16 protein-coding genes are annotated in these 16,939 nt (G+C 61.4%); 9 read left to right on the top strand and 7 right to left on the bottom strand.

Annotated elements, in window-relative coordinates; translation table 11 throughout:
• Window positions 1-5: 5 nt before the first annotated feature.
• Window positions 6-887, bottom strand: coding sequence for a 3-methyl-2-oxobutanoate hydroxymethyltransferase (gene panB, locus ACA027_RS05880; RefSeq protein ID WP_370681472.1), 882 nt, complete (start codon window positions 885-887; stop codon window positions 6-8).
• 317 nt (window positions 888-1,204) lie between these two features.
• Here panB and ACA027_RS05875 point away from each other — a divergent pair, with 317 nt between their 5' ends.
• From ACA027_RS05875 to ACA027_RS05865, 3 genes are all read left to right on the top strand, one after another.
• The gene (locus ACA027_RS05875) at window positions 1,205-2,236 is read left to right on the top strand and encodes a porin (protein WP_370681471.1); all 1,032 of its coding nucleotides are present in this window, start codon (window positions 1,205-1,207) and stop codon (window positions 2,234-2,236) included.
• A 307-nt stretch (window positions 2,237-2,543) separates the two neighbouring features.
• Window positions 2,544-3,575: a porin gene (locus ACA027_RS05870; protein WP_370681470.1), complete on the top strand. Its 1,032-nt coding sequence runs from the start codon at window positions 2,544-2,546 to the stop codon at window positions 3,573-3,575.
• Between the two features lie 277 nt (window positions 3,576-3,852).
• Complete coding sequence (locus tag ACA027_RS05865; RefSeq protein ID WP_370681469.1) at window positions 3,853-4,875, top strand: porin; 1,023 nt, start codon at window positions 3,853-3,855, stop codon at window positions 4,873-4,875.
• A gap of 18 nt (window positions 4,876-4,893) precedes the next feature.
• Here the strand turns inward: ACA027_RS05865 and ACA027_RS05860 are convergent, their stop codons facing one another.
• Together ACA027_RS05860 and ACA027_RS05855 are read right to left on the bottom strand one after the other, a co-directional pair.
• Window positions 4,894-5,952 carry a hypothetical protein gene (locus ACA027_RS05860; RefSeq protein ID WP_370681468.1) on the bottom strand — a complete coding sequence of 353 codons (1,059 nt, stop codon included), beginning with the start codon at window positions 5,950-5,952 and terminating at the stop codon, window positions 4,894-4,896.
• 243 nt (window positions 5,953-6,195) lie between these two features.
• Entirely contained in the window at window positions 6,196-6,573 is a 378-nt protein-coding gene (locus ACA027_RS05855) for a hypothetical protein (protein ID WP_370681467.1), read from the bottom strand.
• 194 nt (window positions 6,574-6,767) lie between these two features.
• On the opposite strand from ACA027_RS05855, the gene ACA027_RS05850 reads away from it, so the two are divergent.
• The 5 genes from ACA027_RS05850 (at window position 6,768) to ACA027_RS05830 (ending at window position 11,430) form a co-directional block, all read left to right on the top strand.
• Window positions 6,768-7,589, top strand: a complete 822-nt coding sequence (locus ACA027_RS05850; RefSeq protein WP_370681466.1) for an ABC transporter substrate-binding protein — start codon at window positions 6,768-6,770, stop codon at window positions 7,587-7,589.
• Between the two features lie 586 nt (window positions 7,590-8,175).
• A complete protein-coding gene (locus tag ACA027_RS05845; RefSeq protein ID WP_370681465.1) occupies window positions 8,176-8,934 on the top strand; it encodes an amino acid ABC transporter permease in 759 nt (252 codons plus the stop codon).
• Window positions 8,931-9,626, top strand: coding sequence for an amino acid ABC transporter permease (locus ACA027_RS05840; protein WP_370681464.1), 696 nt, complete (start codon window positions 8,931-8,933; stop codon window positions 9,624-9,626). The genes ACA027_RS05845 and ACA027_RS05840 overlap by 4 nt, the downstream gene beginning before the upstream one ends.
• A 196-nt stretch (window positions 9,627-9,822) precedes the next feature.
• Window positions 9,823-10,854 (top strand): DUF1254 domain-containing protein, encoded by a 1,032-nt coding sequence (locus tag ACA027_RS05835; protein ID WP_370681463.1) that lies wholly within the window; start codon window positions 9,823-9,825, stop codon window positions 10,852-10,854.
• A gap of 123 nt (window positions 10,855-10,977) precedes the next feature.
• Window positions 10,978-11,430, top strand: coding sequence for a MaoC family dehydratase (locus tag ACA027_RS05830; RefSeq protein ID WP_370681462.1), 453 nt, complete (start codon window positions 10,978-10,980; stop codon window positions 11,428-11,430).
• Window positions 11,431-11,893: 463 nt separating this feature from the next.
• Here ACA027_RS05830 and ACA027_RS05825 read toward each other — a convergent pair.
• Window positions 11,894-12,686 (bottom strand): IS5 family transposase gene (locus ACA027_RS05825; protein ID WP_370678786.1). Its coding sequence is split into 2 segments (ribosomal slippage): window positions 11,894-12,428 and window positions 12,427-12,686, totalling 795 coding nucleotides; the frame shifts between segments, so codons are not numbered across the junction.
• 12 nt (window positions 12,687-12,698) lie between these two features.
• Entirely contained in the window at window positions 12,699-13,643 is a 945-nt protein-coding gene (locus ACA027_RS05820; RefSeq protein ID WP_370681461.1) for a LysR family transcriptional regulator, read from the bottom strand.
• A gap of 179 nt (window positions 13,644-13,822) precedes the next feature.
• Between ACA027_RS05820 and lysA the strand changes: the two genes are divergently transcribed.
• Entirely contained in the window at window positions 13,823-15,070 is a 1,248-nt protein-coding gene (gene lysA, locus ACA027_RS05815; protein ID WP_370681460.1) for a diaminopimelate decarboxylase, read from the top strand.
• Window positions 15,071-16,038: 968 nt separating this feature from the next.
• Here lysA and ACA027_RS05810 read toward each other — a convergent pair.
• On the bottom strand, window positions 16,039-16,389 hold the full coding sequence (locus ACA027_RS05810; RefSeq protein WP_370681459.1) for a DUF2149 domain-containing protein: 351 nt from the start codon (window positions 16,387-16,389) through the stop codon (window positions 16,039-16,041).
• Window positions 16,390-16,399: 10 nt separating this feature from the next.
• Window positions 16,400-16,930 carry a MotA/TolQ/ExbB proton channel family protein gene (locus tag ACA027_RS05805; protein ID WP_370681458.1) on the bottom strand — a complete coding sequence of 177 codons (531 nt, stop codon included), beginning with the start codon at window positions 16,928-16,930 and terminating at the stop codon, window positions 16,400-16,402.
• Window positions 16,931-16,939: the final 9 nt, after the last annotated feature.

Raw genomic sequence — 16,939 nt, 5'->3', positions numbered from 1 at the left:
AAGGCTTACCAGGCGTGCAGCTGGTTGTCGGGAAAGCTGCCATCCTTCACCGCACGCACATAGGTCTGCATGGCGCCTTGCACACTGCCAGCGTCTTGCATGAAGTTGCGCACAAATTTCGGTGTCTTGCCCAGGTTAACGCCCAGCATGTCGTGCAACACCAGTACCTGGCCCGCCGTGCCATTGCCCGCGCCTATGCCAATGGTGTGGCAGCGCGTCAAGGCCTGCGTCAACTCGGCGGCCAGGCTGGCAGGCACCATCTCCAGCACCAGCATGGTGGCGCCGGCATCCTGCAGCTCATGCGCCTGGCGACGCAGCAAGGTGGCAGCCACATCGTCACGACCCTGTACGCGATAGCCGCCCAGGGCATGCACAGTCTGGGGCGTAAGGCCCAGATGGGCGCAGACGGGAATGCCGCGCTCCGTCAAAAACTGCACCGTGGCAGCGGTCCAGCCACCACCTTCGAGCTTGACCATGTGCGCGCCCGCCTGCATCAGTGCGCTGGCGCTGTGCAAAGCCTGCTCGCGCGATGCCTGGTAGCTGCCATAGGGCAGGTCCGCAATCAGCCAGGCCGTGGCCTGGGCGCGGTGCAGGCCACGTGCCACGCAGGCCGTGTGATAGCGCATATCGTCCAGGCTGACCCCCACGGTGCTGTGCAGGCCCTGGCAGACCATGCCCAGCGAATCGCCTACCAAGATGCACTCCACCCCGGCCGCATCGGCCATGGCGGCAAAGGTGGCGTCATAGGCCGTGAGCATGGTGATCTTTTCACCGGCGGCACGCATCTGCGCCAGGCGCGGCAGGCTGACCGGAGAGCGCTGGGGCAAGGGGGACGCCGGCGGCAAGGTACCGTAGGGCGTGGCGGATGCGGGAGCAGAGACGGTCATGCAGAACTTCCTCAGGGTGTTCAAGGCCGCGGTGGCGAGCCGGAAGACAAAGAAATTGCGGCGAGTCTATGCGATGCGGCCATGGCCCCTATGACCAGGCGCATTCGGGAGTCGCATTAGCGCCCAGAAAGCACGCATCCCCGCACCACCTCAACTGGTTACACGAGAACACAAATCAACTTAATTTCACACCAATAAACAAAGAATGTTTCATTCGGCTTGGATTTAATGGTATTGCGATTTCGAAGCTCGCGTGTTCTACACCAAGCGATTCCACGATCGCTAGTGCTTGCAAACATTAAATCAAATATAAAAGCATGAATAAGAGACAACTTCTCGCCGTGGCGACCTTCGCCATGGCAGATGGCGCAGTGGCCCAATCCAACCTCACCATCTACGGCGCTGTGGATACTTCGGTGGTTCACCTTTCCATTCCCGGAAAAAGCGTGACGGGTCTGGCCGGCGGCGGGCGTTCCGGTTCCGCGCTTGGCATCCGTGGCTCCGAAGAGCTGGGCAATGGCTATCGAGTGAATCTGTGGCTGGAAGGCTCAATCCAAGCAGACGGCAGCAGCACCTCGGCCTTCGCGTTCAGCAGTCGCTCCAGCATTGGCCTGCAAGGCGGCTTTGGAGAGCTGCGCGTGGGCAGGGATGCCAACATCATCAGCCAGTTGCGGGATGACTTCAGCCCCACCGGGGGCTCGGGGATCATGGGGCTCAACGGCAACAACCTGCTCCGTTGGGCCGCCATAGGCTCACTCATGGGCTCCAGCTCATGGACAAGCCCCAACAGCCTCACCTACCTCTCACCCCAATTGGGAGGGATGTATGGTCGGGCAAGCTACAGTTTTGGCGAACAGGCAGGCAACAGCCGCCTGGGCAGCAACATCTCCGCGCGGGTGGGCTATTCCAGCGGCCCGCTGCACCTGTCCCTAGGCTACAACCTCGCGCGGGGCGGAACCGACAGCCTGGGTGTGAGCTACCGCACTTACAACCTGGGCGCTTCTTACTGGATCGCAGGCTTCATGCCCATGCTGCTGCTTGGCTCAGAGCGCGGCAATGGCCAACGCGTAGATTTTTACAGCCTTGGCATCAAATACCGATGGGCCACCCACGAGCTGCGCGGGGTCTACACATCGTTCATGGACAAGGTACAAGAGCGGTCTGACTCTCAACGGCTGGTTCTTGGTTACTCCTATATTTTCTCCAAACGCACCGAGATTTTCAGCTCTGTGGCACGTTTGACAAACCAGAAAAACGCCGCACGCAGGCTGGCTACGATGCTCAGCCATTCCATGGATGCTGGCCAAAATATCAGTGGTTACGAAATCGGGATTTACCACAGGTTTTGATGGCCAATAAAAATTAGTGCCATCCAATCTCCGTAACGCTCGCCACTGGGGTAAACCGCCTGTGTTTTAAGTTATCCGAAACCTCAAAACCAGGCGTTTTCAAGCGCTGCACAAACGCGCATGGAACGGTATGCCGAACCCTTCCAAAAAAGTTACAGGCATACACAAGAAAATTTAATTACATACCAATAAAAAATGTTTCATTCAGCCTGAATTTGATGGCTCTGCGATTCAGGTACACAAGCGTTCCACACAAAGCAATCCATCGATTGCAAGCGTTCACGAACATCGAATTGAATAAAAAAACATGAATAAGAGACAACTTCTTGCCACGGCGGTAGTTGCCATGGCAGATGGCGCAGCGGCCCAATCCAACCTCACCATCTACGGCGCTGTGGATACTTCGGTGGTTCACCTTTCCATTCCCGGAAAAAGCGTGGCGGGTCTTGCCTGCTGCGGGCGCTCCGGCTCCAAGCTTGGCATTCGTGGCCGTGAAGATCTGGGCAATGGCTACCGGCTGAATTTGTGGCTGGAAGGCGGGGTCAAATCAGACGGCAGCAGCACCTCGGCCTTCGAGTTCAGCGGTCACTCCAGCATTGGCCTGCAAGGCGGCTTTGGTGAGCTGCGCGTGGGCAGGGATGCCAACATTCTCAGCCAGCTGCGGGATGACTTCAGCCCCACCGGGGGCTCGGGGATCATGGGGCTCAACGGCAACAACCAGCTCAGTGGGACCACCGTAGGCTCGATCACAGGCTCCAGCTCATGGACAAGCCCCAACAGCATCACCTACCTCTCACCCAAATTAGGGAAGGTATATGCCCGGGCGAGCTACAGTTTTGGCGAACAGGCTGGCAACAACCGCCTGGGCAGCAATATCTCCGCACGGGTGGGCTATTCCAACGGCCCGCTGCACCTGTCCCTAGGCTACAACCTCGCCCGTGGCGGAACCAACAGCCTGGGCGTGAGCTACCGCACCTACAACCTGGGCGTTTCTTATTGGATCAGAGGCTTCATGCCCATGCTGCTGCTTGGCTCGGAGCGCGGCAACAGCCAGCGCGTAGACCTCTACAGCCTTGGCATCAAATACCGATGGGCCACCCACGAGCTGCGCGGGGTCTACACATCGTTCATGAACAAGGTACAAGACCGGGCCGATTCTCAACGGCTGGTTCTTGGTTACTCCTATATTTTCTCCAAACGCACAGAGATTTTCAGCTCCGTGGCACGTTTGAAAAACCAGAAAAATGCTGCACGCAAGCTGGCAACGATGCTCAGCCATTCCGTAGGTGCAGGTCAAAGTATCAGTGGTTACGAAATCGGGATTTACCACAGGTTTTGATGACCAATAAAAGTTAGCGCTATCCGATCTCCACAACGCTCGCCACCGGGGTAAACCACCTGTGTTTTAAATCCTCCCAAACCTCAAAACCAGGCTTTTCAAGCGCTGCACAAGCGCGCATGGAGCGGTATGCCAGAGCCCTACCAACCAGTTACATGCGTGCACAAAATTTTTTAATTACATACCAATAAACAAAGAATGTTTCGTTCGGCCTGGATTTAATGGCTCTGCGATTCAGGTGCGCAAGCGTTCACGAATATCGAATTGAATAAAAAACATGAACAAGAGACAACTTCTTGCCACGGCGGTATTTGCCATGGCAGATGGCGCAGCGGCCCAATCCAGCTTCAGCATCTATGGCGAAGTGGATACCTCGGTGGTCCATATCTCCATGCCCGGAAACAGTGTGACGGGCATGGCCAGCGGGGGACGCTCCGGCTCCAATATCGGCGTGCGCGGTGTGGAAGATCTGGGCGGCGGCTACAAGCTGAGCTTTCAGCTAGAAAGCAGCTACAAGGCAGATGGCGCCGATCATGAGATCAAGCCCGGCGGCCGCATCAAACTGCAGGGCCGCTTTGGCGAGTTTCAGACCGGCAAGCTCTCCAATATGCTCAGCGACATGCGCGACGGCTTCAACCCTACGGGGGGCGCCGGCATTATCGGGATCAACGCCAGCAACATGATCAGTGGAACCGCCATCGGCTCCATCAACGGCTCCAGTTCATGGAGCAGCCCCAATAGCATCGCCTACCTGTCTCCAAATATGGGCGGCTTTTCTGGCCGACTCGGCTACAGCTTTGGCGAGCAGGCAGGCCACGACAGGCTGGGCAGCAACACCATGGTGCGGGCCGGCTATAGCAGCGGCCCGGTGCAACTGGCCACTGCCTACGCCCTGGCGCGAGGGGGGACCGAGGCCGAAGGTGTGAGCTACAGAACCTTCCAGCTGGGTGCTTCCTACAAAGTACGGGGCTTTCAACCCACGCTGCTGTACGTCACGGAACGGGGAAACAGCAAGCGCATTGACCTCTATAGCGCGGGTTGGAAGTTTTACCAGGGCAGCAGCGAATATCGCATGGGCTACACCTGGTTCCAGAACAAGGTGCAAGACAGTTCCAACAGCCAGCGCCTGGCCTTGGGATACTCCTACGCGCTGTCAAAACGCACCCGCATCTTTTGCTCCGTTGCACATATGCGCAACGAGAAAAAAGCCTCACGCAAATTGGCAGGCACTCTGAGCTATTCGGTCACAGCAGGCACCAACCTCTCTGGCCAAGAGATCGGTCTGTACCACTCCTTTTGAGAGCGTGCTGGCGCTCTCTCAGTATTCACCTTCTGTTCGCATCGGCGTGGCGGCCGCCTCGTTCAGCGCACGCTGCACCAAGGCCAGGGCCACCGGCGGCAGCAACAGGCACCAGAACAACAGCCAGCCCATGGAGATGCGGCTGCGCTGCGCCTGGTTGAGCACAGCGGCCAGTTGCAGCGGCAGCAGCAGCGACGACAGCGGCACCAGCAAGCTGGCCCAGGCGGCTGCGCGCGGCGTCAGCAGTTCGGGGGATGGCGCCACAAACGCCACTTCACCATGCAGGCGATAGTTCCAGCGCACCAGCCCCACCAGGCCGGCCAATGCACAGGCTTGGGACAGGTAGGTCCAGCGCCCGGCCATGTCCAGCCACAGCAGCAGCAATTGCATCAGCACCGCAAGCCACACCAGGCCCACCCACAGCGCCATGCCCCAAGGGCTGCGCGGGCATGGCTTGAGCGCTTGATGGCGCACGGGCGGTGCGGCATTGAACAAGGCCCGGGCTGCAGGCCGCAGCAAGGGCAGCAAACACAGCACAGCCAACAACCCCAGGCCAGGGCTTGCCCAGTTGGGCCAGCGTCCGTCCAGGAGATAAAGGCCCAGCCCCGGGGCCAGCATTTCCAACATGGATTTCAGTGCCAGCACCACCACCAGCACGCTGGCAAACGCCAGCGTGCCACCACGCCCGCCGGCCAGCACAGCCAGCACCACCACCATCAAGGTGAATGGCAGCAGCTGGCCGACCAGCAGCGTCACGCCCAGCGCCAGCAGCGATGGCTCCATCCACAGGCCTGCAGCCAGCGGCCACAGCACGGCGGCGAGCGACAACAAGACGAGCAGCCCAGGCACCAAGGCCCCGCGTACCAGCAGCAAGCCCAACACCAGTCCCAGCAGCATGCCCAGGGGTGGAACCACGCCCATCACCTGGACCATCTCGAACCGGCCCATCACGTCCATGGCGTCCTTGAGCGCATTGCTGCGCAGCAGCTGCATGCTCAGGGCAGCGCACACCCAGGCAGCCAACAGCCCCCAAAAACGGTAGCTGCTGAGCTGGTCGGCAAAAGTCCAGGCAGTCATTGAAGGGCGTGAAGCAACGGGCTCGTGCATGCGGGGCATCCTGTGGTGAGGGTAAAAAAACAATGCGTGAGTATCGCGGCAGCCGCTGCCCTCAGCCGCCATGCCCACTGACCATTGCGCGACGCTCCACCCGCATCACATGCCGCGGACTTGCCGCCGACATGCACGGTGCCAGACACAGCCTGCAAAAGCCATCCCCCCTTGAGGGGGAAGGCACATCAGCGACGCAGGAGCTGTTTCACTTCAGCACTGGTAGGCATCCACGGCGCAGCGCCCTGGCAGCACTTGCAGTTGCAGGCTCTGTGCCGAAAAAAGGCAGCGCTCGCCCTGGGCAAACTCCAGCTCCAGCATGCATGCGCGCTCACTGTGAAAAGGCAGGGGCAGATGGCGCTGGCGGCTGCCGTCGTCCGCCCAACGCAGAAGGCCGTCATGCAAGCGCCCCACGCTGGCAGCGGCACCTCCGGCACTGGCTTGCTGCACACCACCGGCCAGCAGCTGCAGCGCCATCCATTGCGCTTCGCTGCGCGGGCCCGACTGCACGCGCGCGGCGGCAAAGCGCAGGGTCAGCACATTGCCTTGCAGCTGACAGGCCGCCACTTCGGCATCGGCAAATTCAAACATCCAGGCAGGCTCCATCACTCTCACATCCCTCATACACAAAACTATATATATTTTTCAATAAATATTCTTTGCAGTTCTAACCAATTATTTCCAAAATAGCTTCCATCCCAACACCATCGGTATTTTCCCGCTGCACCTTGGCAGCGACCGGCGCGTTGGCCCCATCACCTGTGTTCCCTTTCGGGGAGAGTGTCATGACCTTGAAGAAGTTGATCACCGCCACCACCACCGCAGCAGCCCTGCTGGCCTCGGGCTCAGTCTGGGCAGACCGCCTGCAAGACATCCAGAAAGCCGGCGTGCTACGCGTGGCCGCTTTTGATGGCAACCCGCCTTTCGGCTTTGTAGACCCCAAGACCCGCCAGATCGTGGGCCTGGATGTGGACTATGCCCATGAATTCGCCAAGCGCCTGGGCGTGAAGCTGCAACTGGTGCCCACCAACCCTGCCAACCGCGTGCCCCTGCTGCTGTCCGGCAAGGTGGATCTGGTGCTGGCCAATTTCACCATCACCGAAGAGCGCAGCAAGCAGGTGAACTTCAGCATTCCCTACTTCGCCTCCGGCACCCAGTTTCTGGCCCCCAAGGGCAAGCTGACTTCGGCCGAGCAACTCAGCGGCCTGCGCATTGGCGTGGACAAGGGCACGACCAATGAGATCGTGCTGCGCCAAAACTACCCGCAAGCCACCTTGGTGGCCTATGACGACACACCCTTTGCCTTCACCGCGCTACGCAACGGCAATGTGCAGGCCATCTCGCAAGACGGCCCCAAGCTGGTGGGCCTGCTGGCCACTATCAAGGACGCCAAGGAACGCGCCAAGTGGGAGGTGCCGGCCTTCACCATCTCCAGCGACTACATCGGCGTGGGCCTGCCCAAGGGCGAGACAGCGCTGACCGACTTCGTCAACACCACGCTCAAGGAGCTGGAAGCCAAGGGCCGTGCCGGCCAGATTTACGACACCTGGTTTGGCCCTAAGAGCAATACACCGCTGACTCGCAACTTCAAGATCGGGGAGAAGTAAGCCCCCCTGAGTCGCCTGCGGCGCCTTCCCCCCAGGGGGACGACACCGGTGCTGCGGGGCGGCCCTTGCTCGATGTCCCTGGCTTGGGCTGTGCCGGTTTTGTGCGGCTGGGGCGCCAGCAGGTCTTTGCTACGCCGAGAAGTCCGCTGGGCACGGCCGGCTTATTCCTTCAAGGGGGACAACACCGGTGCTGCGGGGCGGCGCGGCCGGCATAGGCCCTTGCACGGTGTCCCTGGCTTGGGCTGCGCCGGTTTTGTGGATTTGGGGTCTGGCTTTGGAGACTGCCACCAAGCCGGCCATTCCCATGGACAGGGCCAGCACATTCTCCAATGGGTAACGACAGCCGCGCTACGGCGCGGCCGGCATAGGCCATTGCAAGCGGTCTCTGAGCTGCGCCAGTTGCAAAGTGAACGACAGCCCAAGTCGGTATCTGCCGGCTCGGGCTGTACCGGTTTTGACATGGTCGTAGCTTTTGGAAAAAACAGCCTGTAAGCGCTTCCAGTGCTGCGGTACAAGCTATTATTTTCGGTTCCTCTGCATTGCACTCCCAGCGCCTGAAACCATTTCAGGCGCTGTCTTTTTCCCCATGATTGCTGCACTTACAGAATGGTCACAGCCGCTGCTGGCCGCCAAGTACTGGGGCTGGCTGCTCAATGGCGCGGCCGTCACCCTGCTCACCTCCTTGCTGGTGATTGCGGCTGCCACGCTGCTGGGCATGGCGTTTGCCGTGGCACGCGGGGCGCAGCTGCTGCCTGTGCGCTGGGCGGCCCATGTCTACCTGTCCATATTTCGCAATACGCCGCTGCTGGTGCAGCTGTTTTTTTGGTACTTTGGCGTGCCCGGCCTGCTGCCGCCGGAGTGGATGGACTGGCTCAACAGCCCGCATTGGCTGGAACTGGGGGGCTTGCGCCTGGGCTGGCCCTCGTTCGAGTTTGTGGCGGCCATGGTGGGCCTGGTGCTGTATTCCACAGCCTATGTGGGTGAAGAGATTCGCGCCGGCCTTGGCAGCGTGGCGCGCAGCCAGACCCAGGCTGCACTGTCGCTGGGCATGCGGCCGCTTTCGGTGCTGCGCCATGTGGTGCTGCCCCAGGCCCTGGCCCACATCGTGGGCCCGCTGTTTGGCCAATACATGAACATCGTCAAGAACACCTCGCTGGGCATGGCCATCGGCCTGGTGGAGCTGTCCTACCGCGCGCGCCAGGCCGAGGCCGAGACCTTCCAGTCCTTTCAGGTCTACGGCATTGCCACGGCCTTGTACATCCTGCTGGTGCTGCTGCTGGAGCTGCTGAGCCGCCATATCCAATCCCGTCGCCGCTGGGGCCGCTCTCGCATGGAGCGCGCATGAACTTCTCTGCCCTGGTCGATGATTGGCAATACCTTCTGTGGGGTACGTTTCCCGACGGCCCACCCGGCGGAGCCCTGCTCACGCTGATCTTGAGCGGCATCTCCGGGGTGATCTCGGCCGTGCTGGGCCTGGCCTTGGGCATTGCCCTGGCCATGGGCCAGGACAGCCGCAGCCTGGGAGCCCGGCTGCTGCGCACCGTGCTGGGCTTTTTGCGCGCCATACCGGTGTTGATGCTGATCTTCTGGATCTACTTTTTGCTGCCCGTGCTCTTTGGCCTGGATGTGCCGGCCCTGTTCTCCGTGGTCTGCGCACTGTCGCTGATTTCGGCAGCCTATCTGGCCCACAGCGTGGCGGCCGGCATCCACGCCATTGCCCAGGGGCAATGGGATGCAGGCGCGGCCCTGGGCTTTACGCGCTGGCAGGTGCTGCGCCTGCTGGTGCTGCCCCAGGCACTCTCCATCATGCTGCCCTCCTTCCTTAACCAGTGGGTCACCCTGATCAAGGACAGCTCTCTGGCCTATATCGTGGGTGTGAGCGAACTGTCCTTTTTGGCCACCCAGGTGAATGCCAGGTTGATGGTCAACCCCACGGAGGTCTTCATCTTTGTCGGCGCCGTCTACTGGCTGCTGTGCTCGCTGCTGAACCTGCTGACCTGGAGCCTGAGCCGCAAGCTGCGGCCCGTGCATACCTGAACCCGGCCTTGCGCTCCACTGCCGCCCACCCATTCCATCGATGTTTTAACGTGCTTACGTAACGATCGTAAGCACGCTTTCAAAGTCGATACAACACCCCTCCCCCAAGCGTTATGGTCGCGACTGACCGGCGTCCGGAATGACAAGGAGCACGGTCAACCTTCTCTTCAGGATCTCCGCCTAGAAAGGACCATTTGTGCACCAGACGCCCTTTGTCTCGCTCATCCTCGCCGTAGTTTCACTCACGGCTCTCAGCGCCCGCTCTCAAGACACCCCCACAGCCCACCCGGTCACGGTGGAAAACTTCGTGCGTGCCGAAACCGACACCTACTTTGCATCGCTGGCGAAAAGGGCGGGGGTGGGCAAGCTATTCCATCTACGCGAGCCTGCATCCATCGCGCAGCAAAACGTCGTCAGATTGAACCGAGACACTCTGTATTCAACAGGTGTTTTCGACCTCGATGCGGGGCCTGTCAGCATCACGCTGCCCGACTCCGGCAAGCGCTTCATGTCGCTGCAGGTCATCAACGAGGACCATTTCGTTCCGAACGTTTTTTACGGCGCAGGCACACACCAGCTGACGAAAGAGAACGTCGGGACACGCTATGTCGCAGCAGTGGTCCGCACATTGATGGACCCCAACATTCCTGCAGACCTCCAGCAGGCACATGCCCTGCAAGACCAGATTGCGGTCGCTCAGAAAAGCGCCGGCACATTGGAGCTGCCGACCTGGGACCCCGCCAGCCAAAAGAAAGTGCGTGACGCATTGTTGACGCTTGCCACCACCCTCCCCGACTTCAAAAAGGCGCTCGGCCCGAAAGAGGAAGTGGACCCGGTGCAGCACCTCATCGGGGTCGCAGCGGCGTGGGGCGGCAACCCGCCCAAGGACGCTGTTTACCTCAACGTGACGCCGAAGAAAAACGATGGCAAGACGGTCTATCGACTGCACGTCAAAGAGGTTCCCGTGGACGCCTTCTGGTCCGTCAGCGTCTACAACGCAAAAGGCTATTTCCAGAAGAACGCCCAGAACGCTTACACGCTGAACAACCTCACCGCGAAGAAGGCAGCGGACGGCTCCATCACCATGCAGTTCGGCGGCTGCGGCAGCAAGGTCAGCAACTGCCTCCCCATCGTCACGGGCTGGAACTACACCGTCAGACTCTATCGCCCCCGCCCAGAAGTCTTGAACGGCAGCTGGCAGTTTCCGGCACCCGAGCCCATCCGCTAGCGTTCTCTATGCAGCTGTCCCCGATGCCTGATCCGCAGGCTCTGGCCGGCAAGCTGCCGCCTGCGCTACAGGGCCGCCACATCGCACCATGCATACTGCCCAGCACCTCACAAGGAGAGCTGCATGAGCGAGAAGCTGTATTTGGAAGACCTGTACGTAGGCCAAAAATTCAAGAGCCGAGACCACCAGCTGGACGCGGCGCAAATCATTGCCTACGCCCAGCAGTTTGACCCCCAGATCTTTCACCTGGACCCCGAAGCGGCCAAGCACAGCTTCTTCCAGGGGCTGGCCGCCAGCGGCTGGCACACGGCCTCCATCAGCATGCGCCTGGTGACCGAAAGCATTCCGCTGGCCGATGGCGTGATTGGCGGCGGCATGGAGGAGCTGGCCTGGCCCCAGCCCACCCGCCCCGAGGATGCGCTGCATGTGGAGTCGGAGATTGTGGAGATCATCCCCTCCCAGTCCAAACCCAACCGCGCCATGCTGCGCGTGCTGTGCGAGACCAAGAACCAGCGTGGCGAGGTGCTGCAGCGCTTTCGCCCCAAGATGATTTCCTTCAAGCGGCCGGCGGCCTAAGAGCCATCCCTTTCAAGGTGTTTGAGCAACCGGCTCTATCTACCTGCATTTGCACACCAACAAGCCCAAATTAGTGTCATCGTGCACAAAAAACAGGCAGTCCAATGCTGGTTTTGCTGTTGATTGCCGACTGATTTAGGTCAGATAAGAGCACCGACACCAAGACCTTGAAAGGGGTGGGCCTAAGAGCGTGTTCACGATCTCCTCGCGGCGCTCCAGCGTCTTTGCGGGATGGGATACAAGGCGCGATACCGCAGCAATAGCCGTGCTATTGCGAGGATTCGCAACACCGTAGACCGCCCGCAAAGGCACTGGCCCTTCGGGTTGAAGCGAAATCGGGCGACTTCTTCGCGCTGGCTCTTGCTTGCACCCCGGTGCAAGCTGCGTCCCATCGGCTCGAACTCATTCCGATTGCGCTCCAACGCGTCTGCGTAGAGATTGTGAACACGCTCTAAGAGCGTGTTCAAAGTCTCCTGAGCAAGAGCCCCAAGAACGCCAGATGGACGAACTGCAAGCTGGTGTTGAGCCAACGCTCGCAGTTTTTCCATAACCTTCTGTTCTTCTCCAGCCAGGCGAAGCTGCGCTCCACTACCCAGCGCTTGGGCATGACCTTAAAGCTGTGCATCTCGCTCCTCTTGGCGATTTGCACCGTCACGTGCTCGCCCAGAATCTCTTGTACGCCCTGCGCAAAGGGCTGGCCCACGTAGCCGCTGTCGCACAGCACGCCTTGCACTCGCCCCAACGTCCGCTTACAGCGCTGCAGGGCCTGCAGGGCACCTTTGCGGTCCGTTACCTCGGCCGTGGTCACCGCAATGGCATGTGGCAGCCCCTGCGTGTCCACCGCAATGTGGCGCTTGATCCCACAGACCTTCTTGCCCGCGTCATAGCCCTTCAGCCCCGCCGTGTCCGTGTTCTTCACGCTCTGCGCGTCCACAATCAAGAACGCGCTGCATGCGTTGCGCCCCAGTTTCTCGCGGGCCGCGCCAACCTGATTTTTTTAAAGCCTGCTCCAGCAGGCTGCCTTCCTCGCGGGGCTCGCTCCAGATCGCCCAGTACGAATGCACCGTGCGCCACTTGGGAAAGTCGCTGGGCAGCGCTCGCCACTGGCAGCCCGTGCGCAGCAGATACAGCACGGCGCAGAACACCTCGTAAAGCTCCACCTTGCGTGGGGCCGTCCTTTTGCGCGCACTCTCCAGCATTGGCCGGATCACTTCGAACTGCTCGCGCTTGATATCGCTGGGGTAGCCTTTTCTCATCCTGCGAGCTTCTCACATCTGGCGAGACTTTGAACACGTTCTAAGTGCTGTGCTCGCTTGCTGCAGAGCGGCCACCAGCGCATCCACCGCGGGTTCGGCCGGTCGGTGCAGCGGCAGCAGCACATGCACCTGGTAGGGAATGGAAAAGGCCAGCGGCCGCACCACCAGCTGCGGCCCGGCGCAGGCCTGGGCCGTATAGGGATTGACGATGGCCAGGCCCAGGCCCTGCTGCACCAGGGCGCAGACCGAGACGGCGCTGGCCGTCTCCAGCCCCAACTGGCGCGGCACGCCCGCCTGCTCGAACACCGCATCAATCTGCAATCGATAGGGATCGTCCCGCGCCAGGCTGACAAAGGGCTGGCCGGCAAAGTCCTCGGCCGTTAACACCGCACGCTGGGCCAGCGGATGGGCTGCGGGCAGTACCACCACCTCATCGCGTGCCGGCAGCGGCAGGCTGCGCGTGCCGGGTGGAGCGTCCGCCAGCTCGGCCAGGCCCAGGTCAAAGCGCTGGGCCGCCATCCATTCCTGCAGCAGCGGTGACTCCTGGGTGGTGATGCTCACCGGCACCGCCCCATGCTCGGCCTGCAAGCGCGCCAGCGCCCCGGGCAGCAACGCATGGCTGAGGGCTGGCAGACACAGCACCCGCACATGGGTGCCCTGGGCCTGGCCCAGCTCCAAGGCCTTGTCCACCACGCGCTCCAGGCCCTGCCAGCTGCGCTGCACCTCGGCCCACAACGCCAAGGCCCGGGCCGTGGGCCGCAGCCGGCCTTGCACGCGCTCGAACAGCGCATAGCCCAGCAGTTGCTCCAGCCGCGCCAGCTCGCGGCTCACGGTGGGTTGGGAGGTAAACAGCAGCTGGGCCGCTGCCGTCACCCCGCCGGCCAGCATCACGGCGCGAAACACCTCGATATGGCGGTGGCTGATGCGTTCGGACAACGAGGTGGTGGATGGGGGCATGGGCAAATCAACACATATCAGAAATGAATGACTTTGCCATAACAAAGCATTCGACCAGATGAAGTCCCTGGGGCATTCTCAGCACCCAGTGAGATTGCCCAGGCTGCAAAAAACCATGTTTTTGGCCGTTGGCGCAGTCTGTATCTGCAACAGCAGCTATTGATTTCAGAGTACCCACCATGCGCAACCCTTTCTCCCCCGCCCAGCTCTGGGCCCTGGCCGACGAATTTGGCACCCCGCTGTGGGTGTACGACGCGGCCACCATCCGCGAGCGCATTGCCCAGCTCCAGGCGTTTGACACCGTGCGCTTTGCGCAAAAGGCCTGCTCCAACATCCACATCCTGAAGCTGATGCGCGAACAAGGCGTGAAGGTGGACGCGGTCTCGCGCGGTGAAATCCTGCGTGCTCTGGCCGCCGGCTTCACGCCCGGCTTTGGCGAGCCGGCCGACATCGTCTTCACCGCCGATGTGATGGATGAGGCCACGCTGGCTACCGTGGTGGAGCACAAGGTGCCCGTCAACGCAGGCTCCATCGACATGCTGCACCAGCTGGCCGCTGCATCGCCCGGCCACCATGTGTGGCTGCGCATCAACCCCGGCTTTGGCCATGGCCATAGCAACAAGACCAATACCGGTGGCGAGCACAGCAAGCACGGCATCTGGCACACCGAGCTGGAGGCCGCGCTGGCCGCCATCCAGCAAGGCGGCCTGGTGCTGGCCGGCCTGCATATGCACATAGGCTCGGGCGTGGACTACGGCCATCTGCAAGAGGTCTGCGGTGCCATGGTCAAGCTGGTGGAGCGCAGCAAGGCCGCGGGCGTGGACCTGCATGCGATCTCTGCCGGCGGCGGCCTGTCCATCCCCTACAAAAAGGGCGACGCCACCATCGACACCGCCCACTACCACGGCCTGTGGGATGCGGCGCGCAAACAGGCCGAAGCAGTCGTTGGCCACCGCCTGGGCCTGGAGCTGGAGCCTGGCCGCTTTCTGGTGGCCGAATCCGGCGTGCTGCTGGGTACGGTGCGCGCCACCAAGAACGCCGGCAACAACCACTTTGTACTGGTCGACACCGGCTTTAACGAGCTGATGCGCCCCAGCATGTATGGCAGCTACCACGGTATGGAAGTGCTGCGCCGCGACGGCCAACAACTGCCCGCACGCGACAGCGTGGTGGCCGGCCCGCTGTGCGAATCCGGCGATGTGTTCACCCAGGGCGACGGCGGCGTGGTGCTGCCGCGTTCGCTGGCCGGCGCCAGCGTGGGCGATCTGCTGGTGATTCATGACACCGGCGCCTACGGCAGCTCCATGTCCAGCAACTACAACACCCGCCCGCTGGCGGCCGAGGTGCTGGTCGATGGAGGCCAGGCCCGCTTGATCCGCCGCCGCCAGACCGTGGACGAGCTGCTGGCGCTGGAGCTGGGCCTGTAAGCTTTACCGACCCCCACAAAAAAGCCCGCAGAACCATCCGCACTGCGGGCTTTTTCAATGTGCATGCATGGGGCTATGCACTATCCAATACATAGCAGCCTATGCAGATACATCCAAGGATTCAGAGCCAAACACCCTGATTAGATACTTGTCTCAGGCACTGTTGTGAAGTGATGTTCCGAAGCCGGGTCTCGCCCCGGCGGGCGACCTACCTTCTTGCTCGCACAAGAAGGTAGGCGAAGAATGCGCCCCTGCTATCCCCGACCCCAGCGCTGTCGCGCCGGGGCAACCTGCGTCACCCAACACACAGGGCCTGCCGCAGAACTCTCTGCGCGCTTTCAGCGCTCCGCTCGAACAGCCGCGGCAAGTCAGTTGACGAAGCATGGCTGTCCTGCGGCAGCCATGCGGCCCTGTGTGCTGTGCGCCGCAGGCGTGTATAGAAGGGGAACAACCGCAGCGCCAGCAGTGTGACGAAGCGGCTGGTGTCGAGAGATGAAAAATAAGGTTTGCCAATAGCGCAGCCCGCGCAGGGCAGGTATCCGGTTCCCGCCTTCCCCTTTTGCCCATGGCTTGGCGCGCAGAGCCCGGGGCGGGCAGCTGTGCCGCAGGACACAGCTGCTTCGTGAACTGACTCGCCGCGGTTGTTCGAGCGGCGCGGCTCTGCCGCAAAGCGAGTTCTGCGGCGCCGCCCTGGGATCGAGCACCGAGCTTGCCCGCAGCGAAGCGCAGGGACATGGGCAGCAGGGGCGGTTTCTTTTGCTTCGTTTTCTTGAGCGCTCAAGAAAATGAAGTCGCCCGCCGGGGCGAGTCCCGGCCTCAGAACGTCATATCCGCGCTGTAGCGCAATTCGTAGTGGAGCTTCATCTGAGGTATGTAGCTAATCAGGCCAAACACACCTCAATCCCTTGTATGGAGAGCGCAGACAGCTCTCTTTTTAAGAGCCGCTCGCGCCTGGCCAACGCCCACCATCAGGGCGCAGTCAGCGCGGTTTCACCGGCTGCGGCTTCGGTGCTCTCGGGCACATAGACCACCGACCCATCCTTCATGCGGTAGGCCACGCCGGCCTTGGCACCCTCGCCTTCGCCGGTCTGGCCATTGGCCTTGAAGCGCTCGATCTTGTCGCCTTTTTTCACCAGCATTTCCATGCCGTCCTTGCCTGCGTCGGTGACCACGGTCACGTCCTGCTTGGCCATGGCGGCCATCAAGGGGTTCTGGGCGATGGTGATGAGCAAAGCCGCGATGATCACCAAGAAGATGTCGATCAGATTGACCACCGACAGCATGGGATCGTCGCTATCGGTTTCCTGCAGAAACTTCATGGCAGCCCCTTCACGCAGCGGCCCGTGCCGCGCCGTTGGCTGCATCCTGGCTTTGCAGCCACACCAGCTCCTCGGCCAGCCAGCGCTTGCGCACCGAGACGATCCAGTAGGTCAGTGACGAGGCAATCAGCGCCAGGATCACGGCCGAAAACGCCACGGCCAGGTTGTCGGCCACGGCGGCAATATCGCCACCGGCAATGTTCTTGAGCGCAGGCCCCATGGGAATCATGGTGGCCACCAGGCCCAGCATGGGCATGACGCGGGTGATGACGCGGGGCACTTCCAGCAGCTTGTGGGCGGCCAGGTCGCGCGCATCTGCGCCCATGCCGGGCTGGGCTTGCGCCAGGGCCAGCAAGGGGTAGGCCCGCGAAGGCTGCTGCGCAGCGGCTTGCAGCGTCTGGTTGCGGCGCTGTCCCCAGGCCACAGCAAACGCGCCAAAGGCAAACAGGGAATAGAAGAACAGCAGGGCAATGGCGGCCAGCGTGGGGATCAGAAAAATCTGCCCTATCAGGTACATCCAGTTTTCAATATGGTGGCTCATGGTGGTTTC

This window comes from Comamonas sp. GB3 AK4-5 (assembly GCF_041320665.1).
GTDB lineage: Bacteria > Pseudomonadota > Gammaproteobacteria > Burkholderiales > Burkholderiaceae_C > Comamonas.
The sequence above is the reverse complement of the archived record's forward strand: the minus strand, read 5'-3'. Positions and strand labels throughout refer to the sequence as shown.